Annotated in this window: 24 protein-coding genes; 7 read left to right on the top strand and 17 right to left on the bottom strand. The window is 74.6% G+C overall.

Annotation, left to right across the window (positions count from 1 at the left end):
• Window positions 1-3: 3 nt before the first annotated feature.
• Together K4S16_RS12565 and K4S16_RS12560 are read right to left on the bottom strand one after the other, a co-directional pair.
• Window positions 4-1,011 carry an adenylate/guanylate cyclase domain-containing protein gene (locus K4S16_RS12565; RefSeq protein WP_149259085.1) on the bottom strand — a complete coding sequence of 336 codons (1,008 nt, stop codon included), beginning with the start codon at window positions 1,009-1,011 and terminating at the stop codon, window positions 4-6.
• Window positions 1,012-1,134: 123 nt separating this feature from the next.
• Window positions 1,135-1,995 (bottom strand): biotin--[acetyl-CoA-carboxylase] ligase, encoded by an 861-nt coding sequence (locus tag K4S16_RS12560; RefSeq protein ID WP_235036755.1) that lies wholly within the window; start codon window positions 1,993-1,995, stop codon window positions 1,135-1,137.
• A gap of 95 nt (window positions 1,996-2,090) precedes the next feature.
• On the opposite strand from K4S16_RS12560, the gene K4S16_RS12555 reads away from it, so the two are divergent.
• Window positions 2,091-2,864: an enoyl-CoA hydratase/isomerase family protein gene (locus tag K4S16_RS12555; RefSeq protein ID WP_149259083.1), complete on the top strand. Its 774-nt coding sequence runs from the start codon at window positions 2,091-2,093 to the stop codon at window positions 2,862-2,864.
• Between the two features lie 229 nt (window positions 2,865-3,093).
• Here K4S16_RS12555 and K4S16_RS12550 read toward each other — a convergent pair whose 3' ends face one another.
• From K4S16_RS12550 to K4S16_RS12535, 4 genes are all read right to left on the bottom strand, one after another.
• A complete protein-coding gene (locus K4S16_RS12550) occupies window positions 3,094-3,831 on the bottom strand; it encodes a DUF899 family protein (RefSeq protein ID WP_149259082.1) in 738 nt (245 codons plus the stop codon).
• An 81-nt stretch (window positions 3,832-3,912) separates the two neighbouring features.
• Window positions 3,913-5,121 carry an RNA polymerase sigma factor gene (locus K4S16_RS12545; RefSeq protein ID WP_200841840.1) on the bottom strand — a complete coding sequence of 403 codons (1,209 nt, stop codon included), beginning with the start codon at window positions 5,119-5,121 and terminating at the stop codon, window positions 3,913-3,915.
• A gap of 2 nt (window positions 5,122-5,123) precedes the next feature.
• Complete coding sequence (locus K4S16_RS12540) at window positions 5,124-5,477, bottom strand: YciI family protein (RefSeq protein WP_235036754.1); 354 nt, start codon at window positions 5,475-5,477, stop codon at window positions 5,124-5,126.
• Window positions 5,478-5,959: 482 nt separating this feature from the next.
• Window positions 5,960-8,584 carry a phosphoenolpyruvate carboxylase gene (locus K4S16_RS12535; RefSeq protein WP_149259549.1) on the bottom strand — a complete coding sequence of 875 codons (2,625 nt, stop codon included), beginning with the start codon at window positions 8,582-8,584 and terminating at the stop codon, window positions 5,960-5,962.
• A gap of 157 nt (window positions 8,585-8,741) precedes the next feature.
• Between K4S16_RS12535 and K4S16_RS12530 the strand changes: the two genes are divergently transcribed.
• The 4 genes from K4S16_RS12530 (at window position 8,742) to K4S16_RS12515 (ending at window position 13,104) form a co-directional block, all read left to right on the top strand.
• Complete coding sequence (locus tag K4S16_RS12530; RefSeq protein ID WP_149259080.1) at window positions 8,742-10,334, top strand: acyl-CoA carboxylase subunit beta; 1,593 nt, start codon at window positions 8,742-8,744, stop codon at window positions 10,332-10,334.
• Between the two features lie 30 nt (window positions 10,335-10,364).
• The gene (locus tag K4S16_RS12525; protein ID WP_149259079.1) at window positions 10,365-10,610 is read left to right on the top strand and encodes an acyl-CoA carboxylase subunit epsilon; all 246 of its coding nucleotides are present in this window, start codon (window positions 10,365-10,367) and stop codon (window positions 10,608-10,610) included.
• A 92-nt stretch (window positions 10,611-10,702) separates the two neighbouring features.
• Window positions 10,703-11,761, top strand: coding sequence for an NYN domain-containing protein (locus tag K4S16_RS12520; RefSeq protein ID WP_149259078.1), 1,059 nt, complete (start codon window positions 10,703-10,705; stop codon window positions 11,759-11,761).
• Between the two features lie 161 nt (window positions 11,762-11,922).
• Window positions 11,923-13,104, top strand: a complete 1,182-nt coding sequence (locus tag K4S16_RS12515) for a YncE family protein (RefSeq protein ID WP_149259077.1) — start codon at window positions 11,923-11,925, stop codon at window positions 13,102-13,104.
• Window positions 13,105-13,114: 10 nt separating this feature from the next.
• On the opposite strand, the gene K4S16_RS46425 is transcribed toward K4S16_RS12515, so the two are convergent.
• From K4S16_RS46425 to K4S16_RS12460, 11 genes are all read right to left on the bottom strand, one after another.
• The gene (locus tag K4S16_RS46425; protein WP_149259076.1) at window positions 13,115-16,228 is read right to left on the bottom strand and encodes a BTAD domain-containing putative transcriptional regulator; all 3,114 of its coding nucleotides are present in this window, start codon (window positions 16,226-16,228) and stop codon (window positions 13,115-13,117) included.
• A 64-nt stretch (window positions 16,229-16,292) separates the two neighbouring features.
• Window positions 16,293-16,751 carry a TadE/TadG family type IV pilus assembly protein gene (locus tag K4S16_RS12505; RefSeq protein WP_235036753.1) on the bottom strand — a complete coding sequence of 153 codons (459 nt, stop codon included), beginning with the start codon at window positions 16,749-16,751 and terminating at the stop codon, window positions 16,293-16,295.
• Window positions 16,748-17,164, bottom strand: a complete 417-nt coding sequence (locus tag K4S16_RS12500) for a TadE/TadG family type IV pilus assembly protein (protein ID WP_149259075.1) — start codon at window positions 17,162-17,164, stop codon at window positions 16,748-16,750. Before K4S16_RS12500 ends, K4S16_RS12505 begins: the two co-directional genes overlap by 4 nt.
• Window positions 17,165-17,205: 41 nt before the next feature.
• The gene (locus K4S16_RS12495) at window positions 17,206-17,643 is read right to left on the bottom strand and encodes a TadE/TadG family type IV pilus assembly protein (RefSeq protein WP_235036752.1); all 438 of its coding nucleotides are present in this window, start codon (window positions 17,641-17,643) and stop codon (window positions 17,206-17,208) included.
• Between the two features lie 5 nt (window positions 17,644-17,648).
• Entirely contained in the window at window positions 17,649-17,870 is a 222-nt protein-coding gene (locus K4S16_RS12490) for a Flp family type IVb pilin (RefSeq protein WP_089314798.1), read from the bottom strand.
• A gap of 70 nt (window positions 17,871-17,940) precedes the next feature.
• Window positions 17,941-18,858, bottom strand: a complete 918-nt coding sequence (locus K4S16_RS12485; RefSeq protein WP_200841839.1) for a type II secretion system F family protein — start codon at window positions 18,856-18,858, stop codon at window positions 17,941-17,943.
• Entirely contained in the window at window positions 18,855-19,793 is a 939-nt protein-coding gene (locus tag K4S16_RS12480) for a type II secretion system F family protein (protein WP_149259074.1), read from the bottom strand. Before K4S16_RS12480 ends, K4S16_RS12485 begins: the two co-directional genes overlap by 4 nt.
• A 19-nt stretch (window positions 19,794-19,812) precedes the next feature.
• On the bottom strand, window positions 19,813-21,114 hold the full coding sequence (locus K4S16_RS12475; RefSeq protein ID WP_149259073.1) for a CpaF family protein: 1,302 nt from the start codon (window positions 21,112-21,114) through the stop codon (window positions 19,813-19,815).
• Window positions 21,115-22,083, bottom strand: coding sequence for a hypothetical protein (locus tag K4S16_RS12470; protein WP_235036818.1), 969 nt, complete (start codon window positions 22,081-22,083; stop codon window positions 21,115-21,117).
• Window positions 22,084-22,085: 2 nt separating this feature from the next.
• Window positions 22,086-22,985, bottom strand: a complete 900-nt coding sequence (locus K4S16_RS12465; protein ID WP_149259072.1) for a hypothetical protein — start codon at window positions 22,983-22,985, stop codon at window positions 22,086-22,088.
• Window positions 22,986-23,212: 227 nt separating this feature from the next.
• Entirely contained in the window at window positions 23,213-23,941 is a 729-nt protein-coding gene (locus K4S16_RS12460; RefSeq protein WP_149259071.1) for a TetR/AcrR family transcriptional regulator, read from the bottom strand.
• A 156-nt stretch (window positions 23,942-24,097) separates the two neighbouring features.
• Between K4S16_RS12460 and K4S16_RS12455 the strand changes: the two genes are divergently transcribed.
• Together K4S16_RS12455 and K4S16_RS12450 are read left to right on the top strand one after the other, a co-directional pair.
• Complete coding sequence (locus tag K4S16_RS12455; RefSeq protein ID WP_149259070.1) at window positions 24,098-24,571, top strand: SRPBCC domain-containing protein; 474 nt, start codon at window positions 24,098-24,100, stop codon at window positions 24,569-24,571.
• A 112-nt stretch (window positions 24,572-24,683) separates the two neighbouring features.
• Entirely contained in the window at window positions 24,684-25,625 is a 942-nt protein-coding gene (locus tag K4S16_RS12450; RefSeq protein ID WP_149259069.1) for an NAD-dependent epimerase/dehydratase family protein, read from the top strand.
• The last annotated feature ends 32 nt before the right edge of the window (window positions 25,626-25,657 follow it).

Genomic DNA, 25,657 nt, shown 5'->3' with positions numbered 1-25,657 from the left:
GGCCTACGGCGCCTGCCCGCCGCTCCTGCGCAGCACGTACGGCTGGACGATGCCGAGACCGCGGACCGGGCGCCTGACGATCCGGGTGACCTCGTAGCCCGGCGCCTTCTCCAGGCACGCCGCCAGCTCGGCGTCGATCACCACCGAGCCCGGCCGGGCGAGGGAGGTGAGCCGGGCCGCGAGGTTCACGGTCGTGCCGAACACGTCGCCCATCAGCGGCAGGACGGGCCCGTGGGCGACGCCGACCCGCACGTCCGGGACCTCCGTCTCGTCCTGGATCGCCGACGCCACCGTCAGCGCGATCTCCGCGCCGACCTCCGGCGTCTCCGCGCTGAACAGCACCTCGTCGCCGAGCGTCTTCACCAGCCGGCCGCCGCAGGAGGCGATGATGTCGGCGGCGGTCTCCTCGAACCACTCCACCACCCGGGCGAGCTCGATCTCCTCCAGCTCCCGGCTGACCTGGGTGAAGGAGACCATGTCCGCGAAACCGACCGTGGTCATCGGCCGGCCCGCGGAATCGCCGTTCTCCCGGCTCGCCGCCGCGGCCAGCGCCCGCGTCCCGGCCGCGGCGAGCTGCCGCCGCCAGGCGTGCACGACCAGCGGCTCGAAGTCGCCGATGTGCTTCTCGGCGATGTCGACGACCGTGTCCACGGCCTGCGCGGACGGCGCGTCGTTCAGGTCCTGCGTCAGCATGCTGCGCAGGAGGTTGACCTGCCACTCGGCGAGCCGCGTCATGGTCTGGCCGAACGCCCGGACGAGCCGGATCACGCCGTCCTCGTCCAGGATCCCGTCGTCGACGAGCCTGCGGAGCCGGTCCAGCGCCGCCACGTCGCCCTCGGTGTAGGCGATCGTCTCGTCGGGCATCGACGGGTAGCCGAACGCGCGCCAGATCCGTCCGGCGAAGTCCCGGGAGACCCCGGACTGCCGGACGGCCTCGACGCGGTTGTACCGCAGCTCGCCTCCGAGCAGGAGCTCTTCGATCTCCTTCGGATCCGGCAATCCGGCCGCCATCATCCGCCCCTCAGTCCGCCGCCGCCATGGGCCGTGGCGCCGGCGTCGTGGATCGGTACCCGAACATATCGTCGCAGATCAGCATCAACTTCAGCGGCCGGATGGCGGATCGTCCCGTCCCGTTCATCGGACGTGCACCACATCTCCGGCGCTGACCGCGCGCTCGCCTCCCGGTCCGGCCACCACGAGCCGCCCCGTCTCGTCCACGTCCCGCGCCGTCCCGGTGAGCCGCTCGCCGCCGGGCAGCTCCACCCGCACCTCGCGGCCCAGGGTCGCGCACAGGTCGCGGTACGCGGTACGCAGCCCGCTGCTCTCCGGATCACCGTCGAGCGCCGTCCACTCCCGGTACCAGGTGGCGAACTCGCGGAGGATCGCGCGCAGCAGGGGCGCCCGGTCGCTGAGCGGCGCGCCCTCGATCGCGAGGGACGTCGCGGTCGGCACCGGCAGCTCGTCCTCGCGCAGCCCGACGTTCAGCCCGACCCCGACCACGAGGCCGCCGTCCACCATCTCGGCGAGGATCCCGGCGAGCTTGCGGTCCCCGACCAGCACGTCGTTCGGCCACTTCAGGCGGACGTCCACCGCGACGTCGCCGCCCTCCCCGAGGAACCCCTCCCCCGCCTGCGACCAGGCGGTCATCCGCCGGAGGGCGGTGGCCACCGCCACCCCCGTCAGCAGCGACGCCCAGGCGAACCGCGACTGCGGCACCCGCGGGCGCAGGAGCACGGAGAACGTCAGCCCGGACCGCGGCGGCGCCGTCCAGGTCCGGCCGAGCCGGCCGCGGCCCGCCGTCTGGAGCTCGGTGACCAGCACGGTCCCCTCAGGCGCGCCCTCCCGCGCCCGGTCGGCGAGGTCGGCGTTCGTGGAGCCGGTCTCCTCCACCACGCGGACGTCCCGCCACAGCCCGTCCTCCCGAACGAGCGCGCGCCGCAGCGCGGCCTCGTGCAGCGGCGGCCGGTCCAGGTCCCCATACCGTGAGTCGGTCACACCACCAATCCAACCCCATAACGAGTTCGATCTTGGGACCGGCATCCGGCCGCGGGGAACCCGCTCGTTAGGGTGCCCCATATGGAGGGTGTGACATGGATGGTGTGACGCTGCGGCGCGACGGGCACGTCGCGGAGATCGTGCTGGACCGGCCCGAGGCCCTCAACGCCCTGTCGACCGCGATGGCGCGGCGCCTCGCCGCCGTGTGCGCCGAGGTCGCGGCGGACGCCTCGGTCCGCGCGGTGGTGCTCTCCGCCGCCGGTGAGAAGGCGTTCTGCGTGGGCGCCGACCTCAAGGAGCGCAACGGGATGACCGACGAGGAGATCCTCGCGCAGCGCCCCGTCTTCCGCGCCGCGTTCGGCGGCGTCCTGAACCTGCCGCAACCCGTCGTCGCCGCCGTGCACGGCTACGCCCTCGGCGGCGGCTGCGAGTTCGCGCTGTCCGCCGACATCATCGTCGCGGACGAGTCGGCCGTGTTCGGCCTCCCCGAGGTGAGCGTCGGCCTCGTCCCCGGCGGCGGCGGAACCCAGCTCGCGCTGCGCCGCCTCGGCCCCGGCAAGGCCGCCGACCTGGTGTTCACCGGCCGCCGCCTCGGCATCGAGGAGGCCCTCGCCTACGGCCTCGCCGACCGCAGGGTCCCCGCCGGCACCGCCCGCGAGGAGGCCCTCGGCATCGCCGAGGTGATCGCCCGCAACTCCCCCACCGCCGTCCGCGCAGCCAAACGCGCCATGCGCCTGGGCGGCGGCACCGCCCTGGACGCCGCCCTCGACCTGGAAGAGAACGCCTGGCGCACAGTCGCCTTCTCCGCCGACCGCCGCGAGGGAATCGCCGCCTTCAACGAGAAGCGAAAGCCGGTCTGGCCGTGTTAGCCCAGGGGGCTGTGTCTTCCCAGGGGGGCGACCCCCTGGAACCCCCGTTGCGAGCCGGGCGATCCTCACGCCACGGTTTCGGTGTGTTGTGCCCGTGCGGGTTTGTTTCGTGGCGCTGCGGTCGCCCGGCTCGGCGGGGCGGGCGACCTCCAGGCGCCTGGAGCGCCTTCCGGCCGCCCGACCCGCGGCGGTAGCTCAGGTTCACTCCAAGAGCGTCTCGGCGGGGGGCTCAGGCGGGGGTCAGGTCGTCGGGGTGGCCTGCGTTCAGGCGGGGCCATTGGGCGGTGGGGCGGCCGTTGGTGCTGAAGAAGCCGCCGTCTACGGAGCCGGCTCGGGGCCAGGCGGGGGGTGAGTCCTCCCAGTCTTCCTGGCGTCCGTAGACGGTGAGGTCCATCAGCGAGTAGGCGGTGTCCATCGCCTCGACGCCACGGCCGTTCGTCCAGTACGTCTCGAACACGCGGTCGCCGTCCCGCAGGTAGCACACCAGGTGGAACATGCCGGCCTGGCGGCCGGTCAGCAGCGTCTCGGCGGAGTCCCGGGCGGAGTACCAGGGCATGTCCCAGCCCATGAAGTCGCGGTACCGGACGCTCTCCTCGTACGGGCCCTGGCAGAACGTCGCGTAGGTGATCCCGGCGGCGTGCAGGTTGGACAGCTCGCGGACCTGCCCGTTGAAGAACGTGCAGCCCGGGCACTGCTCGGCCGCGGGGCGGCCGGTGAACCACATCATGTAGTACGCGACCAGTTGCCGGCGGCCCTCGAACGTGTCGAGCAGTGTGACGGGGCCGTCCGGGCCGGTCAGCGGGGTCGAGGCGTCCACCTCCACCATCGGCAGGCGGCGGCGGGCCGCCGCGATCGCGTCCCCCGCGCGTGTGTGCGCCTTCTCCCGCACGCGGAGCGCGTCCAGTTCGGCCTGGAACGCGGCCCGGTCGACCACTTCGGGGGTCGGGAGCGTCGTGTCGGTGCTCATGGATCTTCCCTTCCTTCCGGTGGACCTTCACCCCACCGACGAAGGGCGCCCGCCCCGGATCGACATCGCCGCCGGGTTTTTTCAGAGCTCTTGAAGGCGGCTGGCGAGGTAGCGGCGCTCGGGCTCGGTCGGCGCCATTTTCAGCGCCTCCTCGTACGCCGCCTTTGCCTCGGCCTTGCGGCCGGCGCGGCGCAGCAGGTCGGCGCGGGTCGCGGGGAGCAGGTGGTATCCGTCCAGGCATCCGGACGCCGCGAGTTCCTCGACCAGGGCGAGGCCGGACGGGATGCCCTCGGCCATCGCGACCGCCACGGCCCGGTTGAGGTCCACCACCGGGGACGGTGCCAGGCGGGCCAGCGCGCCGTACAGGGCCGCGATCTGCGGCCAGTCGGTGCTCGCCGTGTCCGGCGCGGTGGCATGGCAGGCGGCGATGGCGGCCTGCACCTGGTACGGCCCGCCGCGCCGCAGGGCGAGCGCTCGGTCGAGCACGGCCACGCCCTCGGCGACGAGGTCCCGGTCCCAGCGGGAGCGGTCCTGGTCCTCCAAGGGGACCAGGACGCCGTCCTCCATGCGCGCGGGGCGGCGGGCCTCGTGCAGCAGCATCAGCGCGAGGAGGCCGCGCGGCTCGGGCTCGGACGGCATGAGCCGGACGAGCACGCGGGCCAGGTGGATCGCCTCGGCGTTCAGCGCCCGGTCCGGGTCCTCCTCGCCGTAGCCCTGGTTGAAGATCAGGTAGAGGACCGCGAGGACGGCCGCGAGCCGTTCGGGGAGCTGCTCGGCGGGCGGCACCCGGTACGGGATGCCGGCCTCCTGGATCCTGCGCTTCGCCCGGACGAGGCGCTGCGCCATCGCGGGCTCGGCCGCCAGCAGCGCCCGGGCGATCTCGGCGGTGCTCAGCCCGGCCAGCGTGCGCAGGGTGAGCGCGACCCGGGCGGGGAACGGCAGCGCCGGATGGCAGCAGGTGAAGATCAGCCTGAGCCGCTCGTCCGGGATGTCCTCCTCAGCGGGCTCCCGCGCGCCGTCCGCCGCGAGCAGGCGCAGCTTGGCCGCGCCCGCGGCGTCGCGGCGCAGCCGGTCGAGCGCGCGGTTGCGGGCCGCCGTCGTGAGCCACGCTCCGGGGCGGCGCGGGACGCCGTCGCGCGGCCAGGTCGCCAGCGCGGCGGCGAACGCGTCCTGCGCGCAGTCCTCGGCCAGGTCCCAGTCCCCGGTCGCCGCGATCAGCGTCGCGACGACCTGGCCCCACTCGTCCCGGTACGCCGCGTCGACCGCGGCGCGCACCGGGTCGCCGGGCACGGTCACTCCCAGAGGGGGCGGATCTCGACGCTGCCCCAGCGCGCGTAGGGGTGCCCGGCGGCGATCCGGACCGCCTCGTCCAGGCCCGCGCACTCGATGACCATGAAGCCGCCGACGAAGTCCTTGGTCTCGGCGAACGGGCCGTCGGAGACCAGGGTCTCGCCGTCGCGGACGCGGACCGTGGTCGCCTCCGCCACCGGCCGCAGCCGCACGCCGAGCAGCTTGGCTCCGGTCCGCTCCAGGTCGGCCAGCCATGCCCGGTGCGCCGGATCGGCCGCGATTTCCTCGTTGCTCGGCGACGCCGACTCGTCGTCGCAGATCAGCAGCCCGTACTTCATGCGCTTGATTCTGCCCATGGGGGCGACCCCCTGGAACCCCCGTCACGAGCCGGGCGATCCTCACGCCACGGTGCGGGTGTGCTGTGCCCGTGCGGGTTGGTGTCGTGTCGCTCCGGTCGTCCGGCTCGACGGGCCGTGCGACCTCCAGGCGCCAGAGCGCCTTCCGGCCCCCCGACCCGCGCCGTCGCTCAAGTCCCTCAAGTCCACTCCAAGAGCGCCACAGCTGGCACATCCAAGAGCGTCAAGGTGTGCACGTCCAAGAGCGTTGGACCAAGAGCGTAGGGCGTGGACGGTTCACACCCTCTTGGACTTGGTGCTCAGCCGGGGCGCGGGCAGGCGCGTGGAGCGAGCGCAGCGAGCGCAACGCGCATGCCCGCCGACGCAGGCGACCGCAGCGACGCCACACAAGCCGCAACAGGCACAGCGACCGCAACGGCGGCGTGAGGATCGCCTGCGTCGCAACGGGGGTTCCAGGGGGTCGCCCCCCTGGGAAGACACCGTCATCCCGTGTTCTGGAGGCCGGCGGCCACCCCGTTGACGGACAGGAGGAGCAGGTCCTCCAGGTGGGCGCGTTCCGTCTCGTCCTCCACGCCCGCGCGCAGCGCCTTCAGGGCCCGCAGCTGCAGGTGGGAGAGGGCGTCCACGTAGGGGTTGCGGAGCTCGACGGCCCGGGAGAGGACCTTGCGGTTCTCCAGCAGGCGGCCGTGGCCGGTGACCGCCAGGACGAGCCGGCGGGTGCGGTCGTACTCGGTCAGGACGGTCTCGGAGAGCTCGGGCCGCTCGCCCAGGGCCAGGTAGCGCTCGGCGATCGCCCGGTCGGACTTGGCGAGGCTCATCTCGGCGTTGTCGAGGAGGGTGTTGAACAGCGGCCACGCCTCGTAGGCCTCGCGGAGCTCGGCGAGGTCGCGGCCGTCGTCCGAGACGGCGGCGAGGCCGCTGCCGAGGCCGTACCAGCCGGGGAGGTTGACGCGGGTCTGCGTCCACGCGAACACCCAGGGGATGGCGCGCAGGTCCTCCAGGCCGCGGGCGGCCTTGCGGCGGGCCGGGCGGGAGCCGATCCGCAGCTCGGCGATCTCCTCCAGGGGGCTGACCCGGGCGAACCAGAGGGCGAAGTCCTCGGTCTCGATGAGGCTCCGGAACGCGGCCCTGGCCGCCTCGCTGATCTTGTCGGCCAGCGGGCGGAACCGCGCGGCGGCCTCGCGGGCGCGGTCCTGCACGGCGTCGGTCGAGGCGAGCAGGACGGCGCTGGTGACCTGCTCGACGTGCCGCTTGGCGATCTCGGCGTGGCCGTAGCGGGCGAAGATGACCTCGCCCTGCTCGGTGACCTTGAAGCGGCCCGCGACCGAGCCCGGCGCCTGCGCGAGGATCGCGCGGTTGGCGGGGCCGCCGCCGCGGCCGAGGGAGCCGCCGCGGCCGTGGAACAGCGTCAGCCTCACGTCGGCCCGGGCCGCCCACGCGGCGAGGGCCTCCTGCGTGTCGTACAGCCGCAGGGTGGCGCTGGTCGGGCCGAGCTGCTTGGCGGAGTCGGAGTAGCCGAGCATGACCTCCAGGCGGCGGCCGGTGTCGTCCAGGCGGCGCCGGACGGCCGGGATCCCCAGCATCCCGTCGAGGACGGACGGCGCGCGCTCCAGGTCCTCGCCCGTCTCGAACAGCGGGATGACGTCCAGGACGGGCGCGCCCTCGCCGAGGGACTCCGCGAGGGCGTGCACGTTCGCGATGTCCTCGGCGGAGCGGGTGAAGGAGACGATGTAGCGGTGGCAGGCGCGGACGCCGAACCGCCGCTGGATCCACGCGACGACCCGGAGCGTCTCCAGGATCTCCTCGGTCATCTCCGAGCGCGGGCCCCCGGCGCGGACCTCCTCGATCGCCTTCTCGTGCAGCTCGGAGTGCTGGCGGACCTCCAGCTCGGCGAGGTGGAAGCCGAACGTCTCGACCTGCCAGACGAGCTGCTGGACGCGCCCGTAGGCCTGCCGGGGGGCGCCCGCGGCGGCGAGGGAGTCCTGGACGGTGCGCAGGTCGGCGAGCAGCTCCTCCGGGGAGGAGTAGGCGAGGTCGGCGTCGCGCTCGCGGGTCGCGGCGATGCGGGCGGCGGCGTGCAGGAGGAACTGGCGGTGCGGCTCGCCGGGCGAGCGCTTGGCCATGTCCCCGACCAGCCGGGGGTGGGCGGTGCGGGCGGCGGCGAGCGCGTTGAGCAGGGCGCCGGACGCCGGGGTGGTCGACTCGTGGACGGTCAGCTCCCGGCCGATCCGGGCGCAGGCCGCCTCCAGGGCGCGCAGCACGTGGTCCGCCTGGATCATCACGGCGTCCCGGGTGACCTGCGCGGTGACGTAGGGGTTGCCGTCGCGGTCGCCGCCGATCCAGCTGCCGAACCGCAGGTACGGGCGGGCCTTCGGCGGGCGGGCGCCGGACTCCTCGCCGCCGGCCCCGCCCTCCAGGGCGCGGTCGAGGGCCCGGTAGACGTGCGGGACGACCCGGAAGATCGTCTCGTCGAACGCGGCCATCGCGGTGCGGACCTCGTCCAGCGGGTCCATCTGCGTGCCCCGGCGCAGCGCGGTCCGCCACAGCAGGTCGATCTCCTCGCGGAGGCTGCGCTCGGTCTCCTCGCGCTCGCTCGCGCCCGGGTCGCCGTTCAGCCGGGCCAGCAGGTCGCTGATCCGCTGGATGGCGGTGACGACCGCGCGGCGGCGGGCCTCGGTGGGGTGCGCGGTGAAGACCGGGCGGAACTCCAGGCCGTCGACGATCGCCTCAAGGCGCCCGTCGCCCGCGGCGCGGATGTCCTCGACCGCGGCGGCGACGGACCCGGGGACGGTGCCGCCGGTGTCGCGCTCCCGCAGCGTCCGGATGCGGTGGTGCTCCTCGGCCAGGTTCGTCAGGTGGAAGTACACGGTGAACGCGCGGGCGACCTGCCTGGCGCGCTCCAGCGACCAGCCGTCGACGAGGGCGGCGACCTCGTCGCCGCCGGTCTCGCCGCGGCGGGCCGCGATCACCGCGTGCCGCAGCCGCTCGACGTCGTCCAGCAGCCCCTGGCCGCCGTACTCCACGAGGGAGTCGCCGAGCATGGCGCCGAGGAGCCGCACGTCGCGGCGCAGCGGTTCCGGCATGTCCTGGCGGAGGATGTCTCGCATCTTCGTGGCCACCCGCCCAAGCGTAACGAGCCGCCGCGTGGCGGCCATCCACCGGCCCGCACCTCCCACCAGGCCCGGGACCGCCGCGGCCGGCGCCGTCCCGGTCAGCGGGCCCCGGCCGCGAGCGCGGCATCAGCGGGCGGTTACCCTGGCGCGCATGGCGATGGAAGCCCCTGAACCCCCGGTGGACTACGACATCCACACCACGGCGGGAAAGATCGCGGATCTGGAACGGCGCCGGTACGAGGCGGTGCACGCCGGCTCGGCCCGCGCCGTGGAGAAGCAGCACGCCAAGGGCAAGATGACGGCCCGGGAGCGGATCGACGCTCTGCTCGACCCCGGCTCGTTCGTCGAGTTCGACGAGATGGCGCGGCACCGCTCCACCAACTTCGGGATGGAGAAGAACCGCCCCTACGGCGACGGCGTCGTCACCGGGTACGGGACGGTCGACGGGCGTCCCGTCGCGGTCTTCAGCCAGGACTTCACGGTCTCCGGCGGCTCCCTCGGCGAGGTCTTCGGCGAGAAGATCTGCAAGGTCATGGACCACGCGGTCAAGACCGGCTGCCCGGTGATCGGCATCAACGACTCCGGCGGCGCGCGGATCCAGGAGGGCGTGGTCGCGCTCGGCCTGTACGCGGAGATCTTCAAGCGGAACGTGCACGCCTCCGGCGTCATCCCGCAGATCTCGCTGGTCATGGGCCCGTGCGCGGGCGGGGCCGTGTACTCCCCGGCGATCACCGACTTCATCGTCATGGTGGACCAGACGTCCCACATGTTCATCACCGGGCCGGACGTGATCAAGACGGTCACCGGCGAGGAGGTGACCATGGAGGAGCTCGGCGGCGCGCACTCGCACAACTCGCGGTCCGGCGTCGCCCACTACCAGGGCTCCGACGAGGACGACGCGATCGAGTACGTCAAGGCGCTGCTGTCGTACCTGCCGTCGAACAACCTGTCCGACCCGCCCGCGTTCGACGTGCCCGTCGACCCGTCCGAGACGGACGAGGAGCTCGACTCCCTCATCCCCGACTCGCCGAACCAGCCGTACGACATGCACACCGCCATCGAGCACGTGCTGGACGACGGCGAGTTCCTGGAGGTCCAGGCCCAGTACGCGCCCAACATCATCGTCGGGTTCGGCCGGGTCGAGGGCCACTCGGTCGGCATCGTCGCGAACCAGCCGATGCAGTTCGCCGGGACGCTCGACATCGCCGCCTCCGAGAAGGCCGCCCGGTTCGTCCGGACCTGCGACGCGTTCAACATCCCGGTGCTGACGTTCGTGGACGTCCCCGGCTTCCTGCCCGGCACCGACCAGGAGTGGAACGGGATCATCCGGCGCGGCGCGAAGCTGCTGTACGCCTACGCCGAGGCCACCGTCCCGCTCGTCACGGTCATCACCCGCAAGGCCTACGGCGGCGCCTACGACGTCATGGGGTCCAAGCACCTCGGCGCCGACATCAACCTGGCGTGGCCGACCGCGCAGATCGCCGTCATGGGCGCGCAGGGCGCGGTCAACATCCTGTACCGGCGCGAGCTGGCCGCCGCGGACGACCCCGACTCCCGCCGCGCCGAGCTGATCACCGAGTACGAGGACGCGCTCGCCAACCCCTACATCGCGGCCGACCGCGGCTACATCGACAACGTGATCAAGCCGTCCGAGACGCGCGGGCAGGTGGTCCGGGCGCTCAGGGCACTGCGCGAGAAGCGCAAGACGCTCCCGCCGAAGAAGCATGGGAACATCCCGCTCTAGCGGGGACACGCCCGGAAGGTGGGAGGTTTCGTGACCGCCGACAGCAAGCCGTTCCTGCGGGTCGTCCGCGGCGACCCGAGCCCGGAGGAGCTCGCGGCGCTCGTCGCCGTGCTGACCGCCCGGGCCCGGGCCGCCGCCGCGTCCCGGGCCGCCGCGGGCCCCGGGGCCCCGCCGTCGCGCTGGGCCGACCGCTCCCGGCTCGTCCGCGCCCCGCTCGGGGGCGCGCCGAGGCCGCGGGGGCCCGGCGCGTGGAGGGCCAGCGGCCTGCCGCGCTGACGTCCGACGGGGGCCTCGCCGGGGCGGCCCCCGCGACATGTAACCGTGGTTCGCACCCGGCGGGGCGCTCCGCACGAATAAGGTGGAAGGCCATGGCCACCTCGGAGTACGTCCCACAGCCCGCGCGCTACGCGATCTTCGTCGACGCGGGGTACCTCTACGCGGCCTCCGGTGCCCTGCTGCTCGGCTGCGGCTCCCGGCGGGAGTACCGGGTCGCCGCGGAGAAGCTCATCAAGGCGCTCACCGACCACGCCGACGAGCAGCGGCGCGGTGAACTGCTGCGGGTGTACTGGTTCGACGCCGCGCCGAAGCGGCAGCCGACCGTCGACCAGCGCGTCATCGCCAACCTCCCGCTGGTGAAGCTCCGCCTCGGGAACCTGAACGCGCAGGGCCAGCAGAAGGGCGTTGACGCCCAGCTGCGCGCCGACCTCGAGGCCCTCGCCCGGCACCGCGCCATCACCGACGCGGTGCTGCTGGCCGGCGACGAGGACATGCTGCCCGCCGTGGAGGCCGCGCAGCGCTACGGCGTCCGCGTGCACCTGTGGGGCGTGGAGCCGACGCACGGCTCCAACCAGGCCGAGTGGCTGGTGTGGGAGTCCGACACGGTCGAGGTGCTGCCCGCCGAGTTCCTGCGCCCGTACTTCACCAAGGCCAAGGTCCTGCCGGTGCCCGCGCCCGGCACCGCCGCCGCGGTCCGCGACGCCGCGGCCGCCGCGCAGCGCACGAGCCCCGTCCCGTCCCCGTCGCAGGTCTTCGCGGGGCGTCCCCCGGCGGTCAAGCCGACGCCCGCGGCCGCCCGCGCGGCCGTCCCGGTGCCGGGCGGCGCCACGCCCGCCACGGTGGCCGCGTCGCTGAACTCCACCACGGCCGCGCCGTCCGACGGCAAGCTCGGGCCCGACCGCGACCACATGCTGGAGATCGGCGAGCACGTCGCCCAGAAGTGGATCTTCGAGCGGGGCCGGGACAACATCCGCGACCTGCTGCCCGGCCCGATCCTGCCGCCCGTCATCGACAAGGAGCTGCTGATCGAGGCCGAGAAGGAGCTCGGCGGCTCACTGCGCCCCTACCAGGAGGCCCGCACCTGGCTGCGGGACGGCTTCTGGGAGCGCGTCTACCGCGAGTTCGGCATAGGCATCGGCAAGTCCGACTAGACGATTCCTCGATCCCTTCGCCGCAGTGGACACGTTTGGCAATTAACCGGGTACCGTGCGTCGCCCCTCGGTAACGTCCCCGCCGTGATGGGGGGAGACCGCGCATGGAACCTCACGAACGACCACACAGTCGACAGCACAGGCGACGATCACGGGCCGCCGTGCTCCCGCTCGCCGCGGCGCTCGCGCTGACCTGCCTGGCGGGATGCGAGTCGCCCGTCCCCTTCTACCAGCCCGGGGAGGGCTCCCCGGACGACCCGGTGGTCGGGCTCGGCGGGCCGACGCCGTACCTGCCGGCGCGTCCCGGCGCCCCCGCTCCGCGCGCGTCCGAGTCCGGGCCGTCCGGCGGGGTACCGGTCGCGCCCGCGGGCGGGCGCGTCTACGCGGCCACCGGCCCCGGCATGCTCGCACCGGCCGCGCGGGGGGTGCCGCCGCGGCTGTACGTGCCGAACGGCCCCTACATCGACGTCCTCGACCCCGCCGGGCTCCGGATCGTCGGCCGGTTCCCCGCGGGGGCGGCGGTGTCGCGGGTGGCGCCGTCCTGGGACCTGCGGCGGCTGTGGGCCACCGACCGCGCGCACGGCCTGCTCGTCCCGCTCGGGCCGCGCAGCGGGAGGCGGGGCCGCCCGGTCGGGGTGACCGCGCCGACCGGGCTCTACTTCTCCCCCGACGGGCGCGACGCGCTGGTCCTCGCGCGCCATCCGGAGCGGATCGACCTGCGCGACCCGCGCACGATGGCACCGCGGGCGTCGACGCCCATGCCCTGCGCGGCGGGCCACGCCGACTTCACCCCGGACGAGGCGTCCCTCGTGGCGACGTGCACCGCCGCCGGCGTGCTCGTCCGCGTCCACCTCCCGAGCCGCACCGTCTCCGGCACCATCCGGCTGCCCGCGGGGGCGCGGCCCGGCGACCTGCGGCTGTCCCCCGACGGGTCCGCCTTCTACGTGGCGGACGCCCGCCACGGCGGGGTGTGGCTGGTCGACGCCCGGCACTTCACCCTGCTGGGGTTCGTCCGGACGGGGCCCGGCGCGCGGGGCCTCGCGATCAGCCGGGACGCGCGCCGGCTCTTCGTCGTCGGCCGCGGCGCCGTCACCGCCGTCGAGTTCGGCTCGCGGCGGATCGCGTCCCGCTGGCCGCTGCCCGGCCGCTCGGCGGTACCGGGCGGGGTCTCCTCGGACGGGAGGTCGCTGTGGCTCGCCGACCCCGCCGGGTTCGTCTACGCCCTCTCGACCCGCAACGGGCGCGTGCTCCAGTCCCTCAGGGTGCCGGGACGTCCGGCGGGGCTGTGCGTGCATCCGCAGCCCGGCCGCTACTCGCTGGGCGGCACCGGCCTGTACCGCTAGCGCGGCGCCCCTAGTGCGAGCCGACGTGGTGCCAGTCGGGGAGCAGTTCCTCGACGAGCGCCTCCGTCTCGGGCTGGAGCCGGTCGAACATCGGGTCCCGGCCGACGCGGCCGCGCAACTCGTCCACCACCACCTCGACCTGCGCCACGTCGCCGGTCGCGTGGGTGGCGCGGAGCAGGTCGCGCCACAGGCCCTCGTCCTCGGGAGCGAGCCGCAGCCCGGCGCGGGCCGCGCTCACCGCGCCGCGCGGGTCGCCCTCCTCCAGCCGCAGCACGACGAGCCGGTGCGCGACGTCGATGACCCGCGCGGGCGCCTCGTACTCCAGGTCGTGGTCGGCGAGCCAGGCGTACCGGCCGCGCGGCCGGTCGGCGAGGAGCGGGCCGCGGACGAGGTCGAGCGCGTACGCCATGTACGCGGTCTCGGACGCGGGCTCGGCCGCCGACCGCCACACCAGCCAGCGGAACACGTTCAGGTCGACGCGGACCTCGGAGCCGAGCCGGATCCGGCCCCGGTCGTCGTAGTACAGGTTGGGGCGGCCGCGCGCGTCCCGGCCGAGCCAGTCCGACACGCGCGCCACGCACGCGTCGCGGACCCCGGCGCTGGCGCCGCGCGGCCAGATCGCGCCGGACAGCACCGTCGGGTGGACGCCCTCCGGGTGCGCCGCCAGGTACACCAGCAGCTCCGTGCACAGCTCGCGGCGGCTCTCGTCCATCGGCCCCGGCGCCTCGACCTCGATCGGGCCGAGCAGCCGGACCTCCACCGACGACTCCTGCGCGGTCGGCGGCTCGTCACCGCCGGCGAGGCCCGGCAGTTCCACCGGCGCCAGCCGCGCGGACGTCCGGAACAGCTCGAACACGCCCCGGTAGTCGTCGTCCCCGACGAGCTGCGCCTCGACGTCGAAGCCGAGCACGCCGGCCTGCAGGCGCCCGGCGGCGTCGACGTCCCACGTCCAGGTGGCGCCCTGCACGTCGCCGGGCACCAGGTAGCCGGCGGCCATCCGGGTGCCGGTGCGGGCCAGCGCGACGAGCCGGTCGGCCTCCCACTCCGGCGGCTGGTCCGCCATGATCAGGTAGTGCGGCATCCACGCCTCGCCGAACACGCCGCGGCAGCGTCCGGTGAGCACCGAGTCGACGCCGGACGCCGCGAGCGCCTGCCGCACCTCCTCGCTGCGCCCCTCCAGCTCGGGCAGCGCGTCCGCGAGCGTCGGGACGGACCGGACGCGGTCCGGGGCGATCTCCGCCAGGCCCTCGCCGAGCTCGGCGTCGAACCCGACGAGCGTGATCCGCATGTGGTCGGACCAGCGGTTGGTCGCCAGCTCCAGCGCGACCGCGGACAGCACGGCGCGGCGGGTGTCCTCGGGGCCGCGCAGGGCGATGAGCCCGTGCGCGGCCTCCAGGTCGACGAGGATGCGGCCGTTGTCGTTCGTGCCGATCGAGACCAGGCCGGGGTAGGGGGCGAGGACGTCCGCGAGGTCGGACGCCTCCAGGCCGGGCAGCGCGTCGGCGCCCAGCCGCCACACCTGCCCGTCGTCGAACGCCTGCCAGGGGGCGGGCGGGTTCCGGTCGGCGGGCGCGATCCACAGGTCGAGGCCGCTGTGCCCGAGGTGCACGCCGTAGATGGTCGGCAGGGAGCGCCCGCCCGCCGCCATCGACTTGGACATGTGCCGCAGGCCGAGGTCGAGCAACCGCGCGGCGTCGTCGTCGGCGCCGATCCGCAGCGCCCGCTCCGCCTCGGCGGCCTCCCCCCGCGGCCGGACGATCATGTGCCCGAACGCGCGGTTCCACATCTGGGTGCGGCGCCGCCGGCCGAGCGCGCCGAGCAGCCCGGCGGCGAGCAGCGACGCCGCCGCGAGGCCGTGCGGCCAGCCGACGTCGAACGCGCCGCCGTCCTCGTGCTCCGAGCCCTGGCCGGGGACCTCGGCGCCGCCGCTGCCCGCGTGGCCGCCCATCTCGCCGGACGGCCCGCCGCCGTGCGCGGGCGGCTGCGCGGTCTCGGACTTCTCCGGCGCGGGCGCCTGCTGATGGCTTGGCTGTGGCGCCGGGGTCTGCGAGACCGAGGGCTGGGGAGCGGTCGGCGGCGCCTGCGTGACCGAGGGCTGGGGGGCGGTCGGCGGGGCCTGCGTGACCGAGGGCTGCGGAGCGGTCGGCGGCGCCTGGGAGGCGGGCGGCTGAGTGGGCGGCGCCTCGTGCGTCGGCGGGGTCTGCTGCTGCGGCGGCGTCTGCTGCGCGGGCGGGGTGGGCTTCGGCGTCGCGGGCGGGGCCGGGTTCCGCGGCTTCGCGGGCGCGTCGGGGACGGCGTGCCCGTGCCGGAAGTAGTCGTGGAGGTCCTTGGCGGGGATGACCTGCGCGTGCTTGGCGTCCGCGGGCATCTCCAGGATCCAGCCGGGGCGGATGAGGCTCGCGATCGTCAGCCGCGTCCCGTCCGGCTGGATGTGCCCCTTGTTCAGGGAGTAGATCTCCTTGTAGCGGCGGCCCTCGCCGAGGCACTTCTCGGCGATCTCCCAGAGGGACTCGTGGTGCCGTCCGTCCGGCGGGTGCACCCGGTAGATCTTGGTGGTGGCGGCCTTCTCCGTCGGGTGCTCGGCGAGGTCCTCCACGGCGGCGACGGGAACGGCGGCGGGACGCTCCGGCGCTTCCGGAACCTGGTGGAACTCCTGCGCCTGCGGCTGCATCTGCATCTGCACCACGGGCGGCCGCTGGGACAGCCCGCCGGCCAGCGCCGGCATGATCGAGGTGGTGGCGGTGAACAGCAGCAGCGCGGCCACGACGAGCCGGTGCACGAGCGACTGCGTCCCGCCCGCGAGCGGCACCCGCGCGGGCACGCCGACGCCGCGGATCCCCGCGTACACCTCGACGACCACGCACGCCGCGAGCTGGATCCAGGCCAGCCACACCAGCACGACGAGGATCGCGATGAGCGAGCCTGGGCCCACCTTGTGCGTGAGGTCGGACGCGGACGGCACATGGTCCGGCAGCGGCGAACCGAAGATCGTGAGCAGCGCGAGCGGTACGCCGGCCAGCAGCGCGGTGAGCGCGACGAGCGCCCCGATCCCGGCCAGTACGTCGCCCGTGCTGCGGTGCCTGCCCACCCGGACGGGTGTCCTGCGCCCCTGCCGCGTCACCATCGCGCCCCTGCCGTTCGCCGGTCTCCGGACGTCGTCCTCATCGTAGATGCGTTCTCGCTGATGCTCACGGGTTGATTCCTCCCGGTCCGCCCGTGACGGGGCGGGCGGTCGCGCTGGAGGTCATCTCGAACTCGCCGAAGCCCGGGATGATCCCGAGCAGCTGCGGCCGGACGCTGATCCGCACGCTGACCGCGACCTCCTGCTCGTCGGCGTCGCACTGGGACCCGGTGACCTGGTCGCTGTAGGAGGCGATCAGGTCGCACGCCGCCGCCCGGGCCCGGCCCGGGTCGAGGACGGGTTCGCCGGTCTCGCGCAGCGCGTCGGTGTCGATCTGGTTCGCCCCGGCGCGGGCAGCCTGCTCGGCCATGTCCGCGGCGCGCTGCCGGGCGTGGATGGCGAGCCCGCCGTCCACGAGCAGCCCCGCCAGCAGGATGACGATCGGCGTGAACAGCACCGTGTACATCGCGATCGTGCCCCGGTCGCCCACGGCGTGTGTCCTGCTCGGCTCGGGTGGTGTCGTCATGGCGCGTCCTCCGGCTGGTCGCCGTCGGTTCCGCGGTAGGTGAAGGTGTCGACGGGTGCGATCGCGCGGCCCTGGAGCCGCTTGCTGCCGGGCAGCCCGATGAACGCGAGGTCGCCGAGGTCGACGTCGCAGGTGATGGTCACGCCGACGCTGCCGCCCGGCCCCCAGCGGGACACGTCGGTCTGCACGGTGGGGCCGCCCGAGCACCAGGCGGTGCCGCGCAGCCCGGCGGACGCCGTCTCGGCGGCGAGGCTCTGCGCGGAACCCGCGCTGCGGGCGATGGACGCGGCGCGGGCGGCGTCCCGGGCGGCGCCGTCCACCTGGCTCTTGGCGTCGACCATCCGTCCGGCGCCGGCGAGGAACAGCAGGAACGCGACGAAGATGGGCGTGACGAGGACCATCTCCAGGGACATGGAGCCTCCGTCGGCGCACGGACGCGGAGCGCGGGACCTCATCATCCGGCTCCCCGCTGGCAGGCCGTCCCGGAGCCGACGTCGGGGCGGAAGCACTCGATCGGGCCCTGCGAACGCTGCGACACGTGGAACGTCATGAACGGGACGACCTGGACCGCCTCGCCGCTGACCTCGACCCAGCGCTCGTCGTCGTCCTCCCCCGCCCGGACCTGGAGTCCGCTGAGCAGGTCGGGGCCGATCTCGCGCACGCTGCCGGCCGCCTTGGCGGTCGCCGCGCCCTCCCAGCCGCCGCCGACCGGCGACGTGCGGGCGACACGGGCGCCCGACTGCGCCGCCGCCAGCGCGACGTGCCGGGCGTGGAAGACCATGGCGAACTGCACCGCGACGAGCATCATCAGGATGAGGACGGGGGTGAGCAGCGCCCACTCCATCGACGAAGCGCCCGCGTCGGAGGAGACGTCGGGTTCCCGGGGCCGCACGGCGGTCAGCCCGTGTTGATGCTGTTGGCCTTGTCCTGGATCTTCTTCTGGATCACCGCCCCGATCGTGATCGCGATCAGCGCGAGGATCGCGGTGATGATCGCCCACTCGATCGCGGACGCGCCCCGGCAGCGCTCCTCCTCGTCTCGCAGCCGCGCCAGGCGGGTGCCGAGCAGGGCGCGCAAGTAGACGACGGCCGGGTCGTTCAGGGGGTTGAGCGGACTCATCGTGACACCTCCAGGGGGCGTACGGCGGGGACGGTTCGCGGTGTGCGGTCCGGGGTCGTCGGGGTCGCGGTCATGAGGCGAGCACCCGCATCAGGGCCGGATAGGCGAGGAAGATCAGGAAGCCGGCGCACAGGAACAGCTGCGCGATCAGCATCGACTGGGAGCGCTCGCCCGCCTTGCCCTCCAGCTCCGACAGCTCGCGGCTGCGCATCGACGCGGCGCGGGCGGCGAGGGACTTGCGGACCTGGGCGCCGTCGTCGGAGACGAGCGCGAGCGCCCCGGCGAGGTCGCGCAGCTCGGCGATGTCGAGCTCCTCGCCGAGCCCGCCGAGCGCCTGCCACGGGGTCTGGCCGGTGATGCGGGCGTTGGACAGGGCGTCCCGGATGCGGTGCATGGCCCAGCCCTCGCCGACGTTCGACGCGGTCATCAGCGCCTCGGGGACGCCGCGGCCGCCCGCGAGGTTCATCGAGACCAGGTCGAGGAAGGCGCCGACGACGTGCCGGAAGTCCTGCCGGCGCGCCTGCGCCTCCTGCCGGAGCTGCATGTCGGGGAAGAAGAAGAACAGGGCGGCGAACAGCACGCAGATCCACACCGGGACGGCGACGGACGAGCCGAGCCCGAGCAGCGCGAAATAGGCGACGATCAGCGGGATGAACAGCAGCGCGGCGGCGGGCAGCAGGAACTTCGTCGCGAGGAACGCCTCCAGCGACCGCTCGGTGATCGCGAGGTCGGCGCGGACGGACCGCAGCCGCCAGCCGCGCGACTCGCAGAACCGCGCCAGCTCCCGGCCGATCTTCGCGCGGGTCCCGCCGACCCGCTCCAGCGTCGGCGACGCCGTCCCGGCCCGCTGCGCCTCCAGGTCGCGGCGGCGGGCGGCGTCCAGCGCGGCCATCCGCGCGGCGAGGCCGGGACGCGGCGGGAACAGCGCCCGGACCAGCACGTACAGGCCGAGGCCGACGACGGCGCCGGCGATCATCGCGGCGTTCACGGGGCGCCACCGCCCTCGGCGGCGCGGCCCTGCCAGCCCGCGACGGTGCTCGGCACCTCGGCGGGCACGCCCGGCTGCGCGGTCCTGCGCGGCTCGCTGAGGAACCGGCCGGGCAGCTCGTACCGCGACAGGCGGCGCAGCCACAGGAACGCGGCGCCGTAAAGGGCGACGACGATGCACAGGACGAGCTGCCCGAGCACGTCGTCGTACGGCTCGACGTAGGAGTGGTTGAACACGGCGAGCGCCAGGGCCGTCCCGACGGAGACGGCGACGACGATCCGGACGCTGCGCCGGGTCGCGCGGCGGTCGGCCTCCACGCGGCGCCGCATGTCCAGTTCGGCGCGGGCCGAGTTCGCGAGGGCGCTGAGCATGTCGCGCAGGCCGGGGCCGCGCAGCTTGGCGTTCAGGATGAGGGCGGCGATCACCAGGTCGGCGGACGGGTCGTCCAGGTCGTCGGCGAACCGGCGCAGCGCCTCCGGCATCGGGACGCGGGTGTGCAGCCGGTCGACCAGGTGGCGCAGCGGCTGCTGCAGGGCGGGTGCGGCGGCGCGCTGGGAGGCGGGGATGGCCTGCTCCAGCCCGACGGCGCCGGCGATGGTGTCGCGCAGCGACTCGGTCCAGGCGGCGAGGGCCTCCAGGCGCGCCATGCCCCTGCGCTCCTCGGCGGCGCCGCCCGCCAGGCCGTTCCAGGCGAGGACGAGCGCGCCGGTGCCGGCGGCGGCGATCGGCCAGCGCGTCACGATCAGCACGACGGTGCCGACGATGACGGCGAGGGCGGTGCGGGTGGTGAGGGTGCGGACCAGGTCCTCGCGGCTGCGGCCCCTGGCGGGCCGGCGGCTCGGCGGCAGCCCGCGCAGCGCGACGACCAGCAGCAGGACGCCGCCGCCGACCGCGGCGCCGGTCAGGACGGCGAGCAGCACGTCCGGCGCGTACATCACCCACCTCCCCCGCGCGTCACCAGACACCCCCGGCGGACGGGTCGTACCCGTGCTCGGCGAGGTCGGCGATGCAGGCGATCGGCGCCGCGGGGACGGCGTAGCCGGCCGGCCCGAGCGCGAACACCTCCGAGGACAGGACGCGCCCGTCCACGCCGGTGACCTCCCGGACGCTGGCCACGTAGCGGCGCAGCCGGCCGCCGGAGGCGTAGTCGTTGCGCTTCTCGATGAACACGACGAAGTCGATCGCGCCCGCGATCAGCATGTGGGTCGCCTCGACCGGCAGCCGCTCCTCCGACTGGATCGCGTAGGTGGCGACGCGGTTGAACACCTCGGCCGAGGAGTTGGCGTGGATCGTGGACAGCGACCCGTCGTTGCCCTGCGTCATCGCGTTCAGCATCGTGACGATCTCGTCGCCGAGCACCTCACCGACGATCACCCGGGACGGGTTCATCCGCAGCGACCGGCGGACCAGCTCGGCCATCGATATCGCGCCCTGGCCCTCGGAGTTCGGCAGCCGCTGCTCGAACGCCACGCAGTTCGGGTGCAGCTCGGGGAACGCGTCGAGGCCGAGTTCGAGGGCGCGCTCGACGGTGATGAGCCGCTCGTGCGGCGGGATCTCGTTGGCGACGGCGCGCAGGAGGGTCGTCTTCCCCGCGTTCGTCGCCCCGGCGATCATGATGTTCTTGCGGGCGTGCACGGCGGCGCGGAAGAACTGCCCGAGCTCCTGCGTGAACGTGCCGTTGCCGACCAGGTCGGCGAGGAACACCTTGCCGAGGCGGGCGCGGCGGATCGACAGCGCGGGGCGGACGGTCACGTCCATCACCGCCGACAGCCGCGACCCGTCCGGGAGCCGCAGGTCGAGCTGCGGGTTCGCGGTGTCGAACGGGCGCGAGGACAGCCCGCTGTAGGCGGCGAGGATCTGGATCAGCTCGACCAGCTCCTCGTCGCTCTCGGCGACCGGCTCGCCCATCGCCTCGCGGCCGTCGGCGTAGCCGATGAACACGCGGTCGCAGCCGTTGACGTCGATGTTCTCGATCTCGGGGTCCTCCAGCAGCGGCTGGAGCCGGCCGACGCCGAACAGCGCCGCGTGCACCCCGGCGGCGAGGGCCTCCTCCTCTTCGGCGTTCGGCGGCCGGCGCCCGGAGGTGATCTCGCCGCGCGCGAACTCCTCCAGCACCTGGCCGATGAGCGCGCGGGCGAACTGCCGCTCGTCCTCGCCGGACATCGGCGGCAGCCCGTTGGCGGCGTCCAGCCGGCGCTGCCGGGCCAGCCGGTCGCCGACCTCCTGGCGGAGGCGCTTGACGAGTGCGTGGTCCATCTAGCGCCTCCCTTCCTCGTGCCCGCCGCCTGCGGGCACGTGCGGCCCCTGCCGCTGCGCCTGTTGCGGCCCCTGCTGTGGTGGCTGCTGGGCCTGCGGCGGCTGCTCGGCAGGCCGCGGCGCGGGCGGGACGTCCTGCCGGGCGGGCTGCGGTCCGGGCGGCGCGGCGGGAAGGCGTCCGACGAGGTCGGCCGCGACCTCGCGCGCCGAGCGGATCAGCAGCGACCGGTCCAGCCGGCCGCCCCAGCTCCCCGACAGCAGGTCGGCGCCCTTCGGGTCGAGGGCCAGGCCGCCGAGGACGGTGACGTCCGGCGGCGGGGGCCCCTGCGCGGCGTCGGCGGCGCGGCCGCGGACGCCCGCGAGGATCCGGTCGACCTCGGCGATGGAGCCGCGGAAGTCGCGCGGGTCGGCGAGCACCAGCACCCCGACCGGCGGCCCGCCGCGCAGCTCCGCGGTCAGCGCGGCGACGCGTTCGCGAAGGTGGGCGACCTGCTCCAGGGTGGCCCTGGTGAGCAGGACGACGAGGTCGGCCTCGTGCATCAGGTCGATCAGCGGGTTGGCCGCGCCGAGCCGCCCGCAGTCGGCGATCACGTCGACGGGGGCGAGGCCGGCGAACGCCCGGCCGAGCGGCCCCCACAGCCACGTCATCGCCTGGGCCTGCTCGGCGTTGGTGACGCCGACGAGCACGTCGAGGCCGCCGACGAGCCGCTGGCAGTGCTCGGCGACCTGGTCGGGGCGCAGCCCGCGGCGGGCCGTGGCGGCGAGGCTGAGCAGGCCGCGCGAGGGGTTGAGCATGCCGCCGTCGGCGTCGCCGTCCGGCTGGGCGGCCGGGAGCCGGTAGACGAGGTCGCCGCCGGCCTGGTCGCATTCGGCGACGAGCACGGGACGCGGCCACACGGCGCCGAGCGCGACCGCCGCGGTCGTGACGCCCGGCGCCCCCTTGTCGGCCGCGAGCGCGATGAGTGCCACCGTCAGTCCCCGCCCGTGCCTGGTGTCCCGCCTGGACCCGGAGTACCGCCCGGGCCCGGGGTGCCGCCGCCCGCGCCCGGACCGGGGGTGCCGGATCCCGGGACGGGCTGGACGCCCGAACCGCCGCCGTCCCCCTCCGGCGCGGGCGGCACGGAGGCGTTCGTGCCGGGCGGGATCAGGGCGAGCGCGACCGTCCCGGCGGAGGCCGCCTGCGTCACCCGCGCCGCGTCCGCCGGGAGGACGGCGACGTCGACGCTCGTCTGCTCGGACCGCAGCCGCGTCGGGCCGCCGGCGTCCCCGCTCCCCACGTTCAGGACGACCGCGTCCCGCGCGAGGACGGTCCCGGGGCGCGGCCCGCCGCCCGTGCCGCCGCCGACCGCGAACAGGGTGACGTGCGCGCCGCGGGTGACGTCGCCGGAGGGCATCTGGCCCGGCTTGAGCGCGAGCCCGACGACGAGCCGGCCGCTGGCCGGGGCGTCGGCCGGGCTGATCATGGAGTTGGTCAGCAGCGCGCCCTTCACCAGCGGCACGGCCGCGAAGTACTGGCTCACCTTCGCCCGCTCGGACCACTTGAGGTACTGGATGCCGGTGTCGCCGATCTGCACCTCCTCGAGGGCGCTCGCCGGGATCCGCTGCCCGGCCGCCACCGGCTGCGCGATCCGGATCGCCGAGACCCGCTCGCCGCTCGCCATCACGAGGTAGGCGCTGGCGAGGGCGCCGCCGAGGATCAGCAGCACCGCGAGGGCGGCGAGCGCCGGCTTGCGCTCGCGCGGGGACGCCGGGAGCCGCTGCCCTCCCGAGGTGCCGAGCCCCGACCGGCCGAGCCCCGCCGTCCCGCCGGACGAGCCCGCCGCGCCGCCGACGGAGATGGTCGACTGGTTGGACTTCATCGCGCTGCTCACGCGCTCCTTCCCGCCCGGACGCCGGCCCCGTCCCACCGGAGTCCGCGTCATCGGGCGATCCATGCTCGCGGGGGCGGCGAGGCCACGTCAATGGATTCGGTGGAGCCGAGCCCCTCCATATCCGAGCGGAGGGCGATGACCTGCGAATTCACGGATCACATGGCTACTTACCACCAGTCACATCTGTCACTGACCCCCGCTCCGGGCGGCCCGCAGGCCCCGCCGGGTCACGGTTGCAGGCCGATGAGGCGTCCGAGCAGAGCCGCCGTGTGGTCGAAATAGGCGGCCCGTTCCTCGATCACGTTGTTGTACTGGCCGAACAATTCGAAACTGACCGTCCCGTACAAAGCGGCCCACGCGGTGAAGGCCCGTGCGATGACGTCGTCGGGGACGTCCAGGGGGAGCATCGCGCGGGCGCGGGCCATGTCCTCGGCGATGGCGGGCGGCGCCGGCGGGCACGGCCCGGCGGGGTCGAGCGCCCCGGCCGCGTGCGCCTCGGAGACGATCCGCGACATGACGAGGGTGTCGCGCACGGCGGCGGCGATGGTGTCCTCGGGGGCCTTGTAGCCGGGCACCGGCGAGCCGTAGAGCAGCGCGTACTCGTGCGGGTGCGCCAGAGCCCACTCCCGGACGGCCCGGCACACGGCGAGCCAGCGCCCGGCGTACCCGGCCTCGGCGTCGGCCCCGGTCTTCGCGTCGGCCAGGGCCTTCGCGTCGGCGCGCTCGACGGCCTCGCCGACGGCGTTGTAGCCGTCGATGATCAGCGCGGTCAGCAGGTCGTCGCGGCTCGGGAAGTACCGGTAGATCGCCGACGACACCATGCCCATCTCGCGGGCGACCGCGCGCAGCGACAGCCCCGCGGCGCCCTCGGTGGCGAGCTGCCGCCTCGCGATCTCGGTGATCTCCCGGACCAGCTCCGCCCGGACCCGTTCGCGCGCCGTCCGCCCCGTGCTCATGCCCGCCTCCCCTCCGGGGCGGTCGCGCGCCCCGGTCCGCTCTCGTCTCCGGGAGGTTAGCAGAGCGCCGCGCTAATTCGAGAGCACTGCTCTTGACAACACTGCTCTCGAAGGAGAGCATTGCTCTCGAAACGGAGCACTGACCAAGGAGTGACCATGCCGAGCCTCGCCACCCTGCACGACGACTACGCACTGCGCGGACGCATCGACGAGGCCGCGCCCGTCACCAGCGCCTCCAGCGTCCTGATCGACGCGCCGGCCGCGCTGGTCTGGGAGGTCCTCGCCGACCTGCGCGGCTGGGAGACCTGGTCGCCCGACTTCCGGCTGCGCGCGCTGGACGCCGTCGAGCCGGGCAAGGAGTTCCGCTGGAGCCAGGCCGGCACGCCCCTGCGGTCCCGCTTCGCCGTGGTCGACCCGGGCCGGGAGCTCAGCTGGACGGGCACCTTCCTGGCCGTCTACCGGGCCGTGGACCGCCTCGTCCTGGCCGAGGAGGGCGGCCGGACCCGCGTGACCACGGAGGAGTCCCTGAGCGGCCCCCTGATCCGGCTGATCTACGGGGAGCCCAAGCTCCGCGCGGGCCACGAGAAGCGCCTCGCCGCCCTGAAGAGCCACATCGAGGGCTCCGCCTGAGCCAGAGCACGGGCCCCTGAGCACGGGCCCCTGAGCACGGGCCCCTGAGAACGGGCCGAGCACGAACACCGCAGAGCACAGAACCGCAGCACACCAGCGTCAGGAGAACACCATGGGCAAGCACGTGATCGTCGGAGCCGGGCAGGTCGGCACGCACCTCGCCGAACTGCTGACCGGACGGGGCCACGACGTCGTCGTCGTGACGCGTTCGGGATCGGGACCGGAGGGGGTCGAGCGGGTCGCGGCCGACGTCGCCGACCGGGAGCACCTAACCCGGGTCGCCAAGGGCGCCGACGCCCTCTACAACTGCGTCAACCCGCGGTACCACAGGTGGGTGCAGGACTGGCCGCCGATGGCCGCGTCCTTCCTCGGCGCCGCCGAGGACACCGGGGCCGCCCTCGTCACGCTGAGCTGCCTGTACGGGTACGGCCCGGTCGACGGGCCGATGACCGAGGACCTGCCGCTCGCCGCGACCGGCACCAAGGGACGCGTCCGGGCGAAGATGTGGCGGGACGCCCTGGCCGCGCACAAGGCGGGCCGGATCAGGGCCACCGAACTGCGCGGATCCGACTACTACGGGCCGGGCAGCACCGACCAGGCCTACATCGGCGAGGCGCGGTTCGTGAAGCCGCTGCTGGCGGGCAAGCGCGTCCCGTACTTCAGCGACCCGTCCGTCCCGCACGCCTGGACGTACCTGCCGGACGTCGCGCAGGCCCTCGCCATCGCCGGGACCGACGAGCGCGCCTGGGGGCGGCCCTGGCACATCCCCACCGGCCCCGCGGTGTCCACGCGGGAGGTCGGCGAGCGGCTGTGCGAGATCGCCGGGGCGCCCGCGCCGCGCATCTACGAGGTGCCGCGCGCGGTCTTCCACGCGGCCGGGTTCTTCTCGCCCATGGCCAAGGAGCTGCGGGAGACCCGGTACCAGTTCGACAAGCCGTATGTGCTGGACTCTTCGGCGTTCGAGTCGGCTTTCGGGATGGCCCCGACGCCGATGGACGACGCTCTGAAGGCGGTCGTGGCCGCTTCCCGGATGGCGGAGGGGGCGGGTAATTAAGCTAGGCCCGGTTGTCCCGAGGACGTCGGAGG

The organism is Actinomadura sp. K4S16, from assembly GCF_008327685.1.
GTDB lineage: Bacteria > Actinomycetota > Actinomycetes > Streptosporangiales > Streptosporangiaceae > Spirillospora.
Note: the sequence above shows the minus strand (reverse complement) of the source record. Positions and strands in the feature narration are given on the sequence as shown.